This is a genomic window from Pseudooceanicola sp. NS-SX8, from assembly GCF_057380755.1.
In genome coordinates this window covers 1214887-1231247 of sequence record NZ_CM170819.1, presented here as the reverse complement: position 1 = coordinate 1231247, position 16361 = coordinate 1214887, and the positions used below count along the sequence as shown (strand labels likewise).

Here is a 16361-nt window from a genome sequence, read left to right as displayed (position 1 = left end):
CGGATCAGGCTTTCACCCGCTCCGATGCCGGATCGTAGAAGGGTTTCAGGCTGGCCTCCGCCCCGACGCGGCGCCCCGCAACGTCGATTTCGAAGGTCGAGCCCAGAACCTCCGCGACGCCTTGCCCCCGGCAGGGAATGTAGGCCATCCCCATGGCCGCGCCCAGGTGATGACCATAGGCGCCCGAGGTCAGGTGAGAGACCACCTTGCCGTCCCGCAAGACCGGCTCGGCGTGGTAAAGCAAGGGCTCCGGATCGGTCAGCCGGAATTGCACCAACCGCATGGCCAGCCCTTCCTCCCTCTTGCGCAGCACCGCGTCGCGACCGATGAAGGCGGGCTTTTCCGTCTTCACCGCGAAGCCCAGGCCCGCCTCCAGCACGTGATCTTCGCAGGTGATGTCGTGGCCAAAATGCCGGAATCCCTTTTCCATCCTGAGCGTGTCCATGGCATGCAATCCGACAAGCCGCGCCCCAAGCGCCTGCCCCGCGTCCTGCAGCACCTCGAAGACATGGGCGGCCATGTCGGCAGAGACGTAGATCTCCCAACCCAGTTCCCCGACATAGGTCACCCGCTGCGCCCGGGCGACGGCCATGCCGATCTCGACCTCGCGGGACCAGCCGAAGGGATGCCCCTCGTTGGAATAGTCATCGGGCGATACCGCCTGCATCAGCCGGCGCGCGTTCGGGCCCATGACGGCGATGACGGCCTCGGCTGCGGTGACATCTGTCAGGGTCACGCGGTCCTCTCCCAGGTGCCGTCGCATATGGGTCAGATCCGCCACCCTGGAGCCCGCCGGCGTCACGACGATATAGGCCGTTTCCGACAGGCGCGTCACGGTCACGTCCGCCTCTATCCCGCCGCGGGAGTTCAGGAACTGCGTATAGACAAGCCGGCCCACGGGCACATCCATCTGTCCACCGGCAACCCGGTTCAGAAATGCGCAGGCCGCCGGCCCTTCGACCCGGATCTTGCCGAAACTGGACATGTCGTAGATGCCGAGGTTCTCCCGGATCGCACGGTGCTCGGCGGCGACATTTGCGAACCACGCGGGGCGCTTCCAGGAATAGACGTAGACCGGGGCCTGCCCTTCGTTGGCGAACCAGTTGGCCCGTTCCCAGCCTGAGAACTCGCCAAAGACGGCCCCGGCGGCGCCCAGGTGCGCATGCAGCGGCGAACGTCGGATTCCCCGCGCCGTGGCTTTCTGGCGGAAGGGGAAATGGTCGGCAAACAGCAGGCCCAGCGTTTCCGTCGACCGTTCCGCCAGGTAGCGGCGATTGCCCTGAAACGGCTGCATCCGCGCGATATCCACATCCCCGAGGTCAAAGGGTTTTTCCCCTTCATCCATCCAGGCAGCCAGGGCCATGCCCGCGCCACCGGCAGACTGGATGCCGATCGAGTTGAACCCGGCCGCGACCCAGACATTGTCCATCTCGGGGGCGAGGCCCAGGTGATAGGCATCATCCGGCGTGAAGCTTTCGGGACCGTTGAAGAAGGTATGGATCCCGGCCTCTGCCAGCATCGGCATGCGCTGCACCGCGGCTTCGAGGATCGGTTCGAAGTGCTCGAAATCCTCGGGCAGCTGATCGAATTCGAAGGACTCGGGGATGCCTTTCAGCGCCCAGGGTTTTGCCACCGGCTCGAAGGCGCCCAGCAGGATCTTTCCCGCGTCTTCCTTGTAGTAGGCGCATTCGTCGGGCACCCGCAGGGTCGGCAGTTGAGCCAGCCCGGGGATGTCCTCCGTCACCAGATAGAAATGTTCACAGGCCTGCAAGGGCACGTTGGTGCCCAGCATCCGGCCGACCTCCCGCCCCCACATGCCGGCACAGTTCACCACCATGTCGCAGGCGATCACGCCCTCCGCCTCGTCGGAGGCCCGGTCTGAGGCCCCGTCGGCGGCCCAGTGCACCCCGGTGACACGCCGCCCCTCCCGCGCAACACCGGTGACTTTCACGCGCTCCAGCACCTGCGCCCCGCGCATCCGCGCGCCCTTCGCAAGCGCCAGCGCGATGTTCGCCGGATCGCCCTGACCGTCCCTTGGCAGCCAGACCCCGGCCTTCACGTCCGACACCTCCAGGTGGGGATAGCGCTGCAGGACCTCCTGCGGCGTGATCTCCTCCACCTCGACGCCAAAGGCCCTTGCCATGGCGGCCTGGCGGAAGATCTCTTCCTGCCGCGCTTCGGTCAGGGCGACGGTGATGGAGCCGTTGCGGCGGAACCCCGTGGCGACCCCCGTCTCCGCCTCCAGCTCTCCGTAGAGTTCCTGGCTGTACTTCGCCAGTTTCGTCATGTTCTTCGTCGCCCGCAGCTGCGCGATCAGACCCGCCGCATGCCAGGTGGTGCCCGAGGTCAGCTGCTTTCGTTCCAGCAGGACCACGTCGCGCCAGCCGAGCTTTGTCAGGTGGTAGGCGACCGAACAGCCGATGACGCCGCCACCAATGATGACGACGCGCGCAGAGGCAGGAGGGGTAGGCATGGCAATGTCCTTTGGAAGAAGCGCGGTCTGCGAAAGCGGCAGATCCGGGTCAGTAGACGGGCGGAGAGATCACCCAGACCGCCACGGCGGGCAGGTCATGGGGATTGTCCCAGCGAAAGCTCTGTTTCCGGATGCGGAAGCTGTCGCCGGCCTCGATGCTGAAGGGTTCGTCATCCAGGCAGATCTCCAGCCGGCCAGACACGAGGTATGCCACCTCCTGCGTCGGACGGCGGATCAGTTCGTCACCCGTGGTGCGTGCCTGGAAGACCGAATGGATCACCTCGAAACTGTCGGTCAGATCGGGGGATATCAGCGTCTCGACCAGGCCCTGTTGCGGATCACCCATCTGGCGCCGGGCATGAGAGCGGACGATGCGGCCACGTTCATTTTCCGGCGCGTCGGTTGCACCGAACAGAAGCGACAGAGGCACTTCGAAGATATCGACCAGCTTGCGGAGGTCGGACATGCGCGGTTGCGACAGGTCCCTCTCCACCTGGCTGAGCCAACCGACGGAGCGTCCGACACGAAACGCGAGCTCCTCCAACGTCAGCCCGCGAGCCAGCCGCAGGGCGCGAATGTCCTGTCCAAGCGTATCCGGGCGGGTCATGGCAGCTCCGAAATGAAAATCTACGCTCATTCTTCATTTCATCGGTGTGAAATTTTCAAGTATTTTTTCATTTTTACTGCCGGACACAGGATGGCTGCCCGGAAAACGCCACTCGATCCGTCGAAATTCAGGCTGTCAGCGGTGACCAAGCTCTTCGATCGCCCGCGCGATGAGCTCGACCCCCTGGGCGATCCGATTGGTCGCGATGGAGGAATAGGCCAGACGGTAGAACCCCTGGTTCAGCTCCGATGACTTGAAGAAGGCCTGCCCGGGTTCGATCAGCACCGAATCCTCCCGCAGGCGCAGCGCCAGGTCCGAGGTGCTGACATGGGCCGGCGCCTTCAGCCAGAAGGAGGAGCCCCCGGTCAGACCCGGCCGCGCCAGTTCCAGGCCGTTGTCCTCTATCGCCTTTTCCATGACGGAACGCCGGCGGCTGAACGCATCCCCCATCCGGGCCAGCTGGGCATCGAAATGCCCCAGGGACAGGAAATAGGCCATCGTGCGCTGCACATGGCCGGGCGGGTGACGCATGATGTAGGCCCGAAGGGAGCGGGCCTGGCGAATGAAGGGCTCCGGCGCGACCAGGTAGCCCATGCGCAGTCCGGGGAAGAGCGTCTTGGAGAAGGAGCCGATGTAGATCACCGATCCGTTCCGGTCCTGCGCCTTCAGGGCCGGGGTGGGCGCGCGCAGGGAAGGCAACTCGAACTCGTAGTCGTCTTCGACGATCAGGAATTTCTCGTCCCGCGCCCGGCTGAGCAGGTCACGGCGGCGATGCTGCGGCATCGTCACGTTGGTCGGGCAATGGTGGCTGGCCGTGGTGAAGACGACATCGGCCCCTTCGGGCACGTCTTCGGGGGGCAGGCCGCCTTCGTCCACGTCGACGAAGCGGGTCGCGCAGCGGGACTGACGCAAGAGATCACGCAGACCGGCGTAGCCCGGGTTTTCCATCACCGCCGTCCGGTCGGCAGACAGCAGCAGCTGCACCACGATCCAGAGCGCATTCTGTGCCCCCATGGTCAGCAGGATTTCCTGCGGCTGCGCATTGATCCCGCGCCGGGGCAGAAGCTGTCGGCGCAGGAATTCGATCAGCACCGGATCGTCCCGTTCGTAGTAGTCCGTGGTGAGGGATTCGAAGTCCTTGCGCCCAAGCGCGTTGATCGCGCAAAGGCGCCAGTTCTGATGGTCGAACAGCCGCGCGTCGCTTTGCCCGTAGATGAAGGGGAAATGGTAGCTGCGCCAGTCCGACGGACGCACCAGTTCCGACGGCGGCTGGTAGGGATTGGCGATCGCCTCGCCCCAGTCGACCCCCTGCCCCGGTTCCACCACGGGCGCAGAGAATTGCGGCAGCCGCGGCGCGGTATCGGCCACGAAATAGCCGGAACGGTCCCGCGACACCAGGAAACCGTTCGCCACCAGCTCGTTATAGGCCAGCGACACGGTGATCCGCGCAACCTTCAGATGCTTGGCGAAGGCCCTGGTGGAGGGCATCTTCTCCCCCGCCTGGAAACGTCCCGAAAGCACGCTGTCGGCCACCAGTTGCTGGATCTGCTGCTGCAGGGTCCGGTCACTGTCAGGATCAAGGAAGAGGGTCTCGGTCGGGATCGCCATCACTGCTCCGGGGTTCGCGGGAAGACTATGCCCTCCCGCCCCGGCGCGAAACCCTCACCCTGGGACAGCCGCCAGTGCGTCATCCAGGGTCTCGGTGATCTGGTCGATCTCGGCCTCCCCGGCAATCAGCGCGGGCGCGATGCACAGGGTGTTGTTGTACCCCGGAAGTGCCCGCGCCGTGGATCCGATCATGACACCCCGGGCATGACATTCAGCGATGACACGCTGAACCTTCGCCTCCGCCAGCGGCGCCCGTGTGGCATGGTCCGACACCAGTTCCACCCCGCAAAACAGCCCCTTGCCCCGCACCTCACCGATGACCGGATGCCGCTCCGCCAGGGCCTGCAGGTTGCCCATCAGCCGCGCGCCCATGGCCCGGGTGTTCTGCAACAGCCCCTCGTCTTCGATGATGCGCATGTTTTCCAGCGCCGCGGCCGGGCCAGCCGTGCATCCGGCGTAGGTCGAAATATCGCGAAAATGGCTCATCTCGTCCTCGGGGGCTTCCTTGAAGATGTCGAAGACCTCTTCGGTGGTCACGAGGCAGGCAATCGCCGCGTAGCCGGAGGCCACGCCCTTTGCCATCGTCACGAAATCGGGCTTCACCCCGTAGTTCTGGTAGCCGAACCATTCCCCGGTACGCCCCAGGCCACAGACGACCTCATCTATGTGCAGCAGGACGTCGTACTTGCGGCAGATCTCCTGCACCCGCTGCCAGTAGCCCCGCGGCGGCACGATGACGCCCCCGCCTGCGGTGATCGGTTCCAGGCAAAGCGCACCCACCGTATCGGGCCCCTCGCGCAGGATGACCTCTTCGATCGCGTCGGCGGCACGTTCGCCGTAGTTCTCCACGTCCCACTGCTTCCGGTATTCGAGGCAATGTGGCACCTCGACGAAACCGGGCGTGAAGGGGCCGTAGTCCCTGACCCGCTGGCTCTGCCCGCAGGCAGACAGGGCAGAGATGGAGGCCCCGTGGTAATCCCGTTCCCGGAAGAGGATCTTGGTCTTGCGCCCACCATGGCGTTTGACGGCGATCTGGCGGACCATCTTCCAGGCTTTCTCGTTCACCTCGGTGCCGGAATTTCCGTAGTAGACGCGGGACATGCCGGGCATCTTCGAAAGCAACCTCTCGGCAAAGGCCGCGCCGGGGACGGATCCGGAGGTCTGGGCGAAGAAGTGCATTTCCGACAGCGCATCCTTCACCGCCTCGGCGATGGAAAGGCGACCGTAGCCGACATTTACCGTCCAGACCCCTCCGGAAACGCCATCCAGGTACTCCTGCCCGGTCGCGTCCCAGACGCGCATGCCGCGCCCCTTCACCAGGACCCGGGGATCGCTGGACTCATAGGCCTTGTGTTGCGTCAGGTGGTGCCAGACATGGGCACGGTCGGCCGCAACGGCGGCGTCGAAATCGGAAGGGGTATGGTCAAACGTCATGGTGGTTTCCTTCTGTCGCAGACAGATGCTGCGACGCGGCGGGGGAGGATCTGCCCAAATGAAATGCACGGATTTTGGCCGCCCAATAGAGCCAGACGCAGGGTTGCGATGAATCCAGTTGCCCTGGGTCGTTGTCTCCCGAAGGCCTGATCGTAACCCTGATCTGGATACCACCGGCCGAATGCGACCACCTGTCGGAGCGCTCGAAACAAGGCCGGAGATCGCTGCAACATGGAGATGCAAACATGAAACGAACCAAACTTCTGTCCGGGGCGGCCTTCCTGGGGGCGATGCTGTCCGCCAACGCGGCCTTCGCGCAGGAAGAAATCACGGTGGGCTACTTCCTCGAATGGCCCATGCCCTTCGAATACGCCAAGGCCACCGGGATGTACGATGATGCGCTCGGCATGAAGGTGAATTGGGTCTCCTTCGACGCCGGCACCGCGATGTCCGCCGCGATGGCATCGGGCGACGTGCAGATCTCCGTCAGCCAGGGCGTTCCGCCCTTCGTCGTCGCCACCTCCGCCGGGCAGAGCCTGGTCGCCGCCGACATCGCCGTGTCCTACGCCGAGAACGACAACTGCGTCGTGGCCGAGGCGCTGGAGATCGACAAGGACAGCGCCAAGGAACTGGAAGGCAAGAAGGTCGGCGTGCCGATCGGCACCTCCGCCCACTACGGTTTCCTCAAGCAGATGGAGCACTTCGGCGTCGACATCACCACGATGGACATCGTCGACATGGCACCCGCCGACGGCGCTGCGGCCTTTGCGCAGGGCTCGCTCGACATGGTTTGCGGCTGGGGCGGTGCGCTGCGCCGCATGAAGGAACACGGCAACGTCCTGCTGACCGGCAAGGAAAAGGAAGACCTGGGCATCCTCGTCTTCGACGTGACCTCCACCACCGCCGACTACGCTGCCGAATACGGCGACGTCCTGACCAAGTTCCTGGCCGTCACCGCCGAAGCCAACGCCATGTGGGCCTCGGGCGAGCATACGGATGAAATGCTGCCCGTCATCGCCAAGGACGCCGGCATGGACGAAGACGCCACCGCGGAAACCCTGGCCACCTTCGAATTCCCCACGGTCGAGGAACAGCTTTCCTCCAAGTGGATGGGTGGCGGGATCCAGAGCTTCATGCTCGGCGTGGCCCAGGTGTTCAAGGATGCGGGGTCCATCCCCGAGTCCCTCGACAGCTATGAAGACACCGTCGACACCAGCTTCCTGGAAGCCGTCGCCGCGGAATGATCACGACCGGGAGGGCGCCGGCTGCGGCGCTCTCCACCCAACAAAATCAACAACAACCAGAGAACGGGGGACGGTATCTGCCATGGATGGGCTGCATATCGAAGATATTTCGATGCGTTTCGACCTGCCGAACGGGTCGAGCGTGCAGGCACTGAAAAACGTGTCGCTGGAGATCAAGTCGGGGGAGATGGTCTCCGTCCTGGGGCCGTCGGGCTGCGGCAAGACCACGCTGCTGAACATCTGCGCGGGCTTTCTGGCGCAGACCTCGGGCAAGGTGCGGATGAACGGCCACGACGTGAACGGCCCCGGCCCGGAACGCGGCATGGTGTTCCAGAAGGGCGCCCTGTTCGAATGGATGTCGGTGCGCAAGAACGTCGAATTCGGCCCCAAGATGAAGGGGATGCCCGCCAAGGAGCGGGCCGCCATCACCGATCACCTGCTGGAGATCGTGGGCCTGCAGGACTTCAAGGAAAAGGCCGTTTACGAGCTGTCGGGCGGCATGCAGCAGCGGGTCGCCCTGGCGCGCTGCCTGGCCAATGAACCGGATGTTATCCTTATGGATGAACCGCTTGGCGCCCTGGATGCGCTGACGCGGGAGAAGATGCAGGGCCTTGTTCTGAAGCTGTGGAAGGAGACCGGCAAGACCGTGATCCTGATCACCCACTCGGTGGAGGAAGCGCTGCTGCTGGGCGAGCGGCTGATCGTGATGGCACCGCGCCCGGGCCGGATCCACAAGGAATACCGCCTGCCCTTCGCCGAACGCGGGGTCAACGCCGACCTGCGCCAGGTGAAGAAGAGCGAGGGTTTCCAGGAAACCCGGGACGAGATCCTGTCGATGATCTGGGAAATGGAAGAGGAAATCATGGGCCGTTCGGAGAGCGCAGCATGACCGGTCTCATCGTACTTGCCGCCTATATCGCCCTGTTTACACTGGGCTATTTCATCGTGCGCCTGGCCAAGTGGCTGGGCCGCCCTAACCGGGACTTCACCTCTCTCAAGACGGTGACCTTCGGGGACGAAAGCGCCATCAGGCCCGACCGGGCGGCCTCCTTCATCTCTGTCCTCGTGATCTTCCTGATCTGGGGGGCCTTCACCGGATCGAAATGGGTGCCCTTCCACGTGCCGGGGCCCTTCGTGGGCGATGCGACCTTCACCTACACCGCCCAGGATGCCAGCGGGGCGACCGATGATGCCACCGTCACCGTGCGGGTCCACCCCGTCGGAGAGGACCCCGAAGAACCCGAGGTCGATCCCGGAAATGGCTTTGCTCTCAACGATGTAGACACTGTGGGCGCCTGGCGGTCGACGCTGATCAAGACCACCAGAAACGACGAGGGCGAGGACCTGACGGTCGTGGCTGTCGACGGCCAGCCGATCGCCCCGGGCGAGACCGTGAAGGTCGCCGACGGCGAGGTTACCATGACCCCCAAGGGATCGCTGAACTTCCAGCCCCTCAAGGGTCTGCAGATGGAACCCATCTGGATGCCCCCGCCCGAGGACGTGGTGAAGCGGTTCAAGGAAATCGCGACCGAAGGCTACCAGAACTTCACCCTGTGGGAGCACCTCGGCTCCTCCCTCATGCGGGTGCTGGCCGGCTTCTTCCTGGGCTCCCTCGTGGGCATTCCGCTGGGCTATGCCATGGGCCTGTCGGGCTGGTTCCGCGGCTGGTTCGATCCCATCGTCGAGTTCATGCGACCGGTCCCGCCGCTGGCCCTGATCCCGCTGGTGATCATCTGGTTCGGCATCTGGGAAACCGGCAAGATCGTCCTTCTTTTCCTTGCAGCACTGTGGGTTATGACCATCGCCGCCCGCGCGGGCGTGTCGGGGGTGAACATCACCAAGGTGCATGCGGCCTACTCCCTCGGGGCGTCGAAACGGCAGGTTCTGTGGCATGTGATCATGCCCAACTCCCTGCCCGAGATCTTCACCGGGGCGCGGGTCGCCATGGGCGTCTGCTGGGGCACCGTCGTCGCCGCGGAACTGGTCGCGGCGCAGAAGGGCGCAGGCATGATGATCATCGCGGCGTCGAAGTTCCAGCTGACCGATATCGTGCTGATGGGGATCATCCTGATCGGGATCATCGGCTACCTGATCGATATCCTGATGCGGATGGCGGAGAACTACCTGGTGCCCTGGAAGGGGCGGATCTGACCCCGCCCGCCAGGCGAGCGACATCGGTGAACATGACCCTGGGGGCCCGCTTCGGCGGGCCCTTTTCATCTGCGGAAAGGGGGGATGATCACAGGTCCCGGTTGTTTTTCGAAGTGTCTGAAAAGGCCCGAACAAAACGTCGGTATTACGTCGGTATCGCGTCGGTATCACGGAGGTGCATTCCGGAGGGCGCGGCGCGGGGGATGGCCCTGGCGGGCCATGCCTCCGGCGGGGATATTTGGGGCCAGAAAATGGGGGGAGGGGGACGGTGCGCCGGGGGAGAGTGCGGTGTGGGTGGGGGGGAGGTGGTTGGGGTGCAGCGGGGCGTGGGGGCAGTGGTGGATTGCATCCACCCTACGGCGTTACCGAAGTGTCATCGCGGGCGGGTAAGCGGGGCGGATGTGTTGCCATCGGAGAGCCCCATGAGCCTGATCCTGCCCCGCCCTGCCCTGACGATCTCGCGGCGCGGAGTGCTGGCGGGAGGGTTGGCGGCGGCGGCCCTCTGCCCCCGGCTGGCGGGGGCGCGGGTCTTCGAGGAGGATCCCTTCGGATTGGGCGTGGCCTCGGGCTGCCCCACGCCGGAAGGGGTCGTGCTGTGGACGCGGCTGCTGTTCCCGGAGGCGAAGGTCGATCCCTTCAGCTTCGCCCCGGCGGAGGTGGCCGAGCCGGGCCCGGTGGAAGTGGCATGGGAGCTGGCCGAGGACGAGGGGTTTCGCCGCATCCTGCGGTCCGGCGTGGCGCGGGCCGAGGCGGGGTTTGCCCATTCGGTGCATGTGGCCGTCACGGGCCTGCGGCCCGGGCGGTGGTACTTCTACCGCTTCCGCGCGGGCGATGCGGTGAGCCCGGTGGGCCGCACCCGGACCGCCTCGGCGCCGGGGGAGAGCGCGCCGATGCGTTTCGCCTTCGCGTCCTGCCAGCAGTACGAGCAGGGCTATTACGCCGCCTTCCGCGACATGGCCGCGCGCGCCCCGGACCTGGTGGTGCACCTGGGCGACTACATCTACGAGAAGAGCTGGGGCACGGGGAAGGTGCGCGCCCATGGCACCGGCGCGCCCAGCACCCTGCGGGAATTCCGGGAGCGCTATGCGCTCTACAAGTCCGACGCGGATCTGCAGGCGGCCCATGCCGCCGCCCCCTGGCTGGTGATCTGGGACGATCACGAGGTGAGCGACAACTACGGCGGAGAAAGCGCCCCCGGGATCAGCGGGCGCGCGGGGGTCCTTGCCATGCGGCGGGCGGCCTACCAGGCCTGGTACGAGCACATGCCGGTGCCGCCCCACGCGGGCGGGGATTTCGCGGCCTTCCGGATCTATGGCCGGCATCGGTTCGGCGGGCTGCTGGACATCGCGCTGCTGGATGACCGGCAGTACCGGCAGGGCGACAGCATCCTGGGGGCCGAGCAGGAGCGCTGGCTGGATGCCACGCTGAAGGGCTCTGACGCGCAGTGGACCGTGGTGGCGCAGCAGACCCTGGTGTCGGAGCGGGATCTGGAGGCCGGGCCGGGCGAGCGGTTCAGCGGTGACACCTGGGATGGCTATCGCGGATCGCGGGCGCGGCTGCTGGACAGCGTGCAGGCGGCCGGGCTGCGCAATCCGCTGGTGATCGGCGGCGATCTGCATGCCTTCTACGCCGCCGACGTGAAGCGCGATTTCGCCCGGCCGGAGAGTGCCACGCTGGCGACCGAGTTCGTCTGCGGTTCCGTCACCTCCCACGGGCCGAGCGAGGCGGCGATCGCCACCGCCCTGGCGGAGAACCCGCATCTGAAGTTCGCCGATGGCCGGCAGCATGGCTATGCCATGGTGGAGCTGGGGCCGAAGGCGGCGCAGGTGGATTTCCTGGCGGTCAGCGACCGGACCGACCCCCGGGCCACGACGCGGGTGGCGCAGAGCTTTGCCGTGGTGGACGGGGTGCCCGGGGTCAACCGGATCTGAGCCGCGCCCAGAGCCGGGACCTAGAACCGGCCGAGCAGCCCCCACCAGAGGTAGTCGATCGGCACCAGCACCAGCAGGGTGATCAGCGCCAGCGACAGCGTGATGCGCAGCAGTGGCCGGGTGCCTTCGCCCGAGAGCCCCATGGCAACCAGCAGCGGCCCGGACTGGTAGGGCAGCAGGATGGTGGAGAAACCGACCACCTGGGTCATCAGCACGGTTTCCAGCGGCAGGCCGGTGAGCTGCGACAGCTCCTGCGCGAGCGGGGAGAGCACGGCGGGGCTGCCGATGATCGTGGTGAAGAGGCTGGTGGCGGTGGCCAGCCCCACGAGGGAGGCGAAATTGGCGAAATCCTGCCCCGGGGCCAGCGGCAGGGCCCCGGCCAGGGCATGGGCGATCAGCCCGCCCAGGCCGGTCTGGTTGACAACGGCGCCCAGCCCCATGGCCCCGGCCACGAACATCAGCATGCCGAAATCGACCGCGTTGCGGAAGGCAGGCCCCTGCAGGAAGCCCACCACCGGCAGCATCAGCACGACGGAGGTCGCCATGCCGATCCAGGCCGCCGGAATGCCGTGCAGGCTGTCGGTGATCCAGAAGCACAGGGTGAGCAGCAGCACCGCCATGAGCCAGAGCTGTCGCCCGGCGCTGCCCGGGGCGGTGTCCGTCGCAGGGGCGGCGTCCGGATCGACCCGGGCGGGGAAGAAACGCCCGATCAGCCAGACGGTGACCAGCGACTTCAGCACCCCCAGCACCGGGTATTGCAGCGCCAGGTAGCTGCCGTAGCCCAGTTTCACGTCGTAGAGGTGATCGGCCAGCCCCGCCAGCACCACGTTGGGGATGTTGGAGGGCAGGATGGCGAAGCTGGGCATGTGGGTGCCGAAGGCCACGGTCAGCGCGATGCCGATGCGCCCGTTGGAGCCGCGCGCGAACCCCATCCGGTCCGCCAGGGCCAGCCCGACCGGCATCAGCACCACCGCGCGCCCCAGCGAGGAGGGCATGAGAAAGCCCAGCCCCATGCCAAGCGCCATGAGCCCGTAGAGCAGCGCGGCGTAGCCCCGCCCCAGGTGCGGCGCCAGCACCAGCGCAAGCCGCCCACCCAGGCCGGAACTGCGGATTGCCTCTCCGATCACGAAACCGGCGATGATCAGCCACATCGCCTGGGAGGTGAAGCCGGAGAAGGCGAGCTCCGGCGGGGCCACGCGGGAGATAACGACGGTGGTCAGGAAGAAGAGCGAGGCAAGGTAGCCGGGCACCACCCCCGTCCCCCAGAGCGACAGGGTGACCAGCACCAGCCCCAGGGTGCGCGACTGCAGCGCGGTCATGCCCGCGGGGGTCACCAGGGCCAGGGTGAGGCCCGCCACGATCGCGAGGGCCACGAGGCCCCGTTTCATCCATTGCATCGCCAGTGCTCCCGTTGTGCCGGGCGCCTGTGCCGCCCTGTCCCGTTGTAGACGGCGGCGCAGGGTCGCGCTATCAATACATCATGTCAAAGGATGTAGAGTTTCAGCCAATCCTGACCCGGGGCCGCGCGGGGGAGCTGCGCGATCCGGCGCGGCCGGTGACGGCGCATCGGCGGGTCATTCCGGCCGGGCACGGGGTGGCGCCCCACGCCCACCCGCGTGCGCAGCTGATCCTGATCCTGTCGGGGGTGATGCGGATCGACGCGGGCGCCGACACCTGGATCGTGCCGCCCGGCCATGCCGCCTGGATCCCCGGCGACCTGCAGCATGCCGTCGGCGGGGAGACGGAGATGGAGACCTGCAACATCCACATGGATCCGGGCATCGCCGCCCTAGCCCGGCCCGAGGGCCACTGCGCGGTGCTGCAGGGCACGGCGCTGTTGCGGGAAATGGCGGCGCGGCTGGCGGAGCTGGGGCCGCAGGGATCCCCCCTGCCCCCCTGGCAGCGCCTGGGCCTGGCGATGGTGGACGAGGTCGCGCGGCTGCGGGTCAGCGACCTGGGCCTGCCCGGCGGGCGGGATGCGCGGCTGCGGCGCCTGACCCGGCACCTGAACAGCCATCCCGCCGATCCGCGCGGCCTGCCGGAGCTGGCAGCGGGTGCCGGCAGCACCGAACGGACCCTGGCGCGGCTGTTCCCGGCCGAAACCGGCCTGACCTTCCGGCAATGGCGCACCCGGCAGCGGATGCTGCTGGCGATGGAACGGCTGGAACGCGGCGAAAGCAGTTCCCAGGTGGCGGTGGCGCTTGGCTACGGCAGTGCATCCGCCTTCATCGCCGCCTTCCGGCGCGCCATGGGCGCCGCCCCGGGGCAGGTCCTGCGGGGCGGCTGAGGGCGGGGGCGGGCCCCAGGGCTGGCCCCGAGACTGGCCCCGGGACTGGCCCCGATCTGGCAACAGGCGGTTCAGGCCTTGAGGCGGTGATCCGGCAGGGCCGCCGCAAGCGCCGCGCTGGCATGGGCCATGAGCGCCGCGCCTTCGCCGGTCAGCTGCTGCGACAGCTGGCTGAGCGCCTGACCCACGCGCTGCGGATCGCGCCCCAGGTCACGACAGCTGTCGAGCACGGTGCCCGCCGCGGTCCGGGTCGCCGCATCGGTGGTGCAATCGGCGCGCAGCGCGTGGCAGCGCGCGACGGCCTGGCCCAGTTCCAGCATCGCCTCGCCCACGCGGGCGGCGCGGGCATCCAGCGGCGCTGCGGGCCCGGCCAGGCGCACCAGCCGCAGGATGCGGTGGTAGCTGCGCGCGCGCCAAATCCGGGGATCTTCCATCCGGGCGGGATCGGCGGCCAGGTCCGCGATGTCGGAGAGCATGGCCAGGGTGACCGCATCCATCCGGCGCCGGCGCGACACAGGGTAGATCCAGCGGTAGGCGAGCATGGCCGCCAGCGGCGCGATGACCACCGCGATCCCCATGATCACCGACTGCGCGAAGGTGCCGGTCAGCGGCAGGTGCGGCTGCAGCAGCAGCAACATGACCATGTTGTAGTCGAAGCTGACGGCGACGGTGCGGCGGTGGCCCACCAGGAAGGGACCGACCAGGATGAAGGGCATGGTGAGCAGGATCATCTGCAGTTCATTCCCGGCCAGCGGCCAGGCCAGCCAGCGCACGCCGATGGCCCCCAGCACGCCCAGGATCTGGCCGATGAAGACCCAGCGCATCTGCCCCGCCGGGTTTTCCCAGCCGGAGAAGAGCGAGGTCATCACCGAGAGCCCCAGAAGCAGGAAGGCCCCCTGGCTGAACCCCGTGCCGAGCCAGAGCGCGCCCGCCAGGATCAGCGCGGTGAAGGCGCGCAGCCCCGCCTGCATGGCGCCCGCCCGGTCGCGGTGCAGGATCACCGGGAAGGCGGTTTCCGCCCCCGGCTGTGGCGCGGCGCCGTCGGCATCGACCCAGCGGCGCAGGGCCGTGGCGAAGGCGGCAAGGTGGGGCGTGACCTCTGCCCCGTCCGGCAGGGTCGCGGCGTCGAGCGCATCCGCGGCCATCGCGGGCCGGTCATCGCGCAGGGCGGCGACGGCGGCGGTCAGCGCGGGCACGGCGCTGACCGGCAGCCCGCGGGCAAAGAGCAGCGACATGGCAGAAAGCAGCAGGCTGCGCGCGGCCCGGACCCTTTGGCGCGCCCGCAGGCGGCCGGCGCCGTGGGGATCCAGGCTGTCATCCATTTCGGCCAGGCGGGTCAGCAGGCCCGTGGTCCCGGCATCGGGGGCGCGGGGCGCCAGGCCCTGAGAGCGCAGGTCCCGGGGGGCCGGATCACGGGGATCCGATGCGGTCGCCTGCCGGCCCAGGTGATCCAGCAGGTCGGCCAGAAGCACGCAGAGCCTGTGGCGCAGGGCGGTGGTATCGGCGGGCGGGGCAAAGAGAAGACCCACGGCGGTGGCCACCACCACCCCGGTCAGGATGGTCGCCATCCGGTCGAGCCCGAGGGCAAAGACCGCATCCGGGTGGGCGCTGTCCAGCAGGGAGACCATGGCGGCGGTATAGCCCGCCAGCACCGTGCCATAGGACAGGAAACCCCGTTGCAGCGTGCCGCCCCAGGTGCAGAGCCCCACCCAGCATGCGAGGCCGATCACCAGCCAGGCCGGGTGGATGGTGGAGGCCAGGACCAGCAGCACCCCCGCGACGGTCCCGGCGATGGTGCCCAGGACGCGGAAGAGGCTCTTTTCCACCACCTGGCCGCGCAGCGGCTGGGAGGCGGCCCAAACGGTCATCCCCGCCCATTGCGGGTGTTCCAGCCCCAGGGCCCAGGCCAGGAAGAAGCCCAGGCAGACGGCAAGGGCAGTGCGGAAAGCATAGGCGAGGCGCGGCGCGTCAAAGCCCATGCGGGTGAGGAAAGCGGTCATGGGCGGTCGGTGTCCGGGCTGTCGGTTGCGGGGATGCTGCCAGAATCGGGGTTGGGCGCTGGATCGGGTTTGGGGTCTGCCAGTTCGGCATCCACCCGGGCCGCGATCAGCTGCGTTTCGGTGCAGAGCTCTTCGAGGCGGGCGTCGGAGAGATCGGCCAGCAGACGATCTTCGAGCACGCCGATGGCGGCGCGGATGCGGGCCAGCTGTGCCCGGCCCTCTTCGGTCAGCACGATGCGGCGGGTGCGGCGGTCCTTCGGATCGGCCTGGCGGGCAATGAAGCCGCGCCCTTCGAGGATGTCGAGCAGCCGCACCAGGGTGGAGGTGTCGACGCCGATGCGCCGGGCCAGTTCGGTCTGGGGAATGTCGTCACCCCATTCGTCGAGGTGGACGAGCGGGGTCCAGGTGGCATCGGTCAGCCCGTCGCGGGCCAGCTGCACCTCCACCGCGCGGCGCCAGTTCCGCGCCAGGTGGACGAAGAGGAAGCCGAAGCGCCGCCGGGCCGGACGGCTGTCGGGCGAGGCGGAGGCAGGGGTGCGGGGCGGAATCGGGGTATCGGCGGACATGGGCCGCTTGTAACTGCAATCATTTGTAGTTCAAACAATTCAGCCGCGACAAATCCGCAG

12 protein-coding genes are annotated in these 16361 nt (G+C 67.4%); 5 read left to right on the top strand and 7 right to left on the bottom strand.

Features of this window, described 5'->3' with window-relative positions:
• Window positions 1-4: 4 nt before the first annotated feature.
• From AC2IR1_RS05660 to AC2IR1_RS05645, 4 genes are all read right to left on the bottom strand, one after another.
• Window positions 5-2473 (bottom strand): GcvT family protein, encoded by a 2469-nt coding sequence (locus AC2IR1_RS05660; protein ID WP_486475308.1) that lies wholly within the window; start codon window positions 2471-2473, stop codon window positions 5-7.
• 49 nt (window positions 2474-2522) lie between these two features.
• Window positions 2523-3110 carry a helix-turn-helix domain-containing protein gene (locus tag AC2IR1_RS05655; RefSeq protein ID WP_486475307.1) on the bottom strand — a complete coding sequence of 196 codons (588 nt, stop codon included), beginning with the start codon at window positions 3108-3110 and terminating at the stop codon, window positions 2523-2525.
• Between the two features lie 105 nt (window positions 3111-3215).
• Window positions 3216-4688 carry a MocR-like pyridoxine biosynthesis transcription factor PdxR gene (gene pdxR / locus AC2IR1_RS05650; protein WP_486475306.1) on the bottom strand — a complete coding sequence of 491 codons (1473 nt, stop codon included), beginning with the start codon at window positions 4686-4688 and terminating at the stop codon, window positions 3216-3218.
• A 54-nt stretch (window positions 4689-4742) separates the two neighbouring features.
• Complete coding sequence (locus tag AC2IR1_RS05645) at window positions 4743-6122, bottom strand: aminotransferase family protein (protein WP_486475305.1); 1380 nt, start codon at window positions 6120-6122, stop codon at window positions 4743-4745.
• A gap of 245 nt (window positions 6123-6367) precedes the next feature.
• Between AC2IR1_RS05645 and AC2IR1_RS05640 the strand changes: the two genes are divergently transcribed.
• From AC2IR1_RS05640 to AC2IR1_RS05625, 4 genes are all read left to right on the top strand, one after another.
• Complete coding sequence (locus AC2IR1_RS05640) at window positions 6368-7366, top strand: taurine ABC transporter substrate-binding protein (protein ID WP_486475304.1); 999 nt, start codon at window positions 6368-6370, stop codon at window positions 7364-7366.
• Window positions 7367-7448: 82 nt separating this feature from the next.
• Window positions 7449-8255, top strand: coding sequence for an ABC transporter ATP-binding protein (locus tag AC2IR1_RS05635; RefSeq protein WP_486475303.1), 807 nt, complete (start codon window positions 7449-7451; stop codon window positions 8253-8255).
• On the top strand, window positions 8252-9517 hold the full coding sequence (locus AC2IR1_RS05630) for an ABC transporter permease subunit (protein ID WP_486475302.1): 1266 nt from the start codon (window positions 8252-8254) through the stop codon (window positions 9515-9517). Before AC2IR1_RS05635 ends, AC2IR1_RS05630 begins: the two co-directional genes overlap by 4 nt.
• 422 nt (window positions 9518-9939) lie before the next feature.
• Complete coding sequence (locus AC2IR1_RS05625) at window positions 9940-11448, top strand: alkaline phosphatase D family protein (protein ID WP_486475301.1); 1509 nt, start codon at window positions 9940-9942, stop codon at window positions 11446-11448.
• 20 nt (window positions 11449-11468) lie between these two features.
• Here AC2IR1_RS05625 and AC2IR1_RS05620 read toward each other — a convergent pair whose 3' ends face one another.
• Window positions 11469-12845, bottom strand: coding sequence for an SLC13 family permease (locus AC2IR1_RS05620; RefSeq protein ID WP_486475300.1), 1377 nt, complete (start codon window positions 12843-12845; stop codon window positions 11469-11471).
• 83 nt (window positions 12846-12928) lie between these two features.
• Here AC2IR1_RS05620 and AC2IR1_RS05615 point away from each other — a divergent pair, with 83 nt between their 5' ends.
• Window positions 12929-13735 carry an AraC family transcriptional regulator gene (locus tag AC2IR1_RS05615; protein WP_486475299.1) on the top strand — a complete coding sequence of 269 codons (807 nt, stop codon included), beginning with the start codon at window positions 12929-12931 and terminating at the stop codon, window positions 13733-13735.
• A 71-nt stretch (window positions 13736-13806) separates the two neighbouring features.
• Here the strand turns inward: AC2IR1_RS05615 and AC2IR1_RS05610 are convergent, their stop codons facing one another.
• Complete coding sequence (locus AC2IR1_RS05610) at window positions 13807-15735, bottom strand: FUSC family protein (RefSeq protein ID WP_486475298.1); 1929 nt, start codon at window positions 15733-15735, stop codon at window positions 13807-13809.
• Window positions 15732-16301 (bottom strand): MarR family winged helix-turn-helix transcriptional regulator, encoded by a 570-nt coding sequence (locus AC2IR1_RS05605; RefSeq protein WP_486475297.1) that lies wholly within the window; start codon window positions 16299-16301, stop codon window positions 15732-15734. The genes AC2IR1_RS05610 and AC2IR1_RS05605 overlap by 4 nt, the downstream gene beginning before the upstream one ends.
• Window positions 16302-16361: the final 60 nt, after the last annotated feature.

Excerpts from the sequence above, each read along its gene's own strand:
- AC2IR1_RS05660 (WP_486475308.1), bottom strand. The coding sequence starts at position 2,473 with ATGCCTACCCCTCCTGCCTCTGCGCGCGTCGTCATCATTGGTGGCGGC.
- AC2IR1_RS05655 (WP_486475307.1), bottom strand. The coding sequence starts at position 3,110 with ATGAGCGTAGATTTTCATTTCGGAGCTGCCATGACCCGCCCGGATACG.
- pdxR (WP_486475306.1), bottom strand. The coding sequence starts at position 4,688 with ATGGCGATCCCGACCGAGACCCTCTTCCTTGATCCTGACAGTGACCGG.
- AC2IR1_RS05645 (WP_486475305.1), bottom strand. The coding sequence starts at position 6,122 with ATGACGTTTGACCATACCCCTTCCGATTTCGACGCCGCCGTTGCGGCC.
- AC2IR1_RS05640 (WP_486475304.1), top strand. The coding sequence starts at position 6,368 with ATGAAACGAACCAAACTTCTGTCCGGGGCGGCCTTCCTGGGGGCGATG.
- AC2IR1_RS05635 (WP_486475303.1), top strand. The coding sequence starts at position 7,449 with ATGGATGGGCTGCATATCGAAGATATTTCGATGCGTTTCGACCTGCCG.
- AC2IR1_RS05630 (WP_486475302.1), top strand. The coding sequence starts at position 8,252 with ATGACCGGTCTCATCGTACTTGCCGCCTATATCGCCCTGTTTACACTG.
- AC2IR1_RS05625 (WP_486475301.1), top strand. The coding sequence starts at position 9,940 with ATGAGCCTGATCCTGCCCCGCCCTGCCCTGACGATCTCGCGGCGCGGA.
- AC2IR1_RS05620 (WP_486475300.1), bottom strand. The coding sequence starts at position 12,845 with ATGCAATGGATGAAACGGGGCCTCGTGGCCCTCGCGATCGTGGCGGGC.
- AC2IR1_RS05615 (WP_486475299.1), top strand. The coding sequence starts at position 12,929 with ATGTCAAAGGATGTAGAGTTTCAGCCAATCCTGACCCGGGGCCGCGCG.
- AC2IR1_RS05610 (WP_486475298.1), bottom strand. The coding sequence starts at position 15,735 with ATGACCGCTTTCCTCACCCGCATGGGCTTTGACGCGCCGCGCCTCGCC.
- AC2IR1_RS05605 (WP_486475297.1), bottom strand. The coding sequence starts at position 16,301 with ATGTCCGCCGATACCCCGATTCCGCCCCGCACCCCTGCCTCCGCCTCG.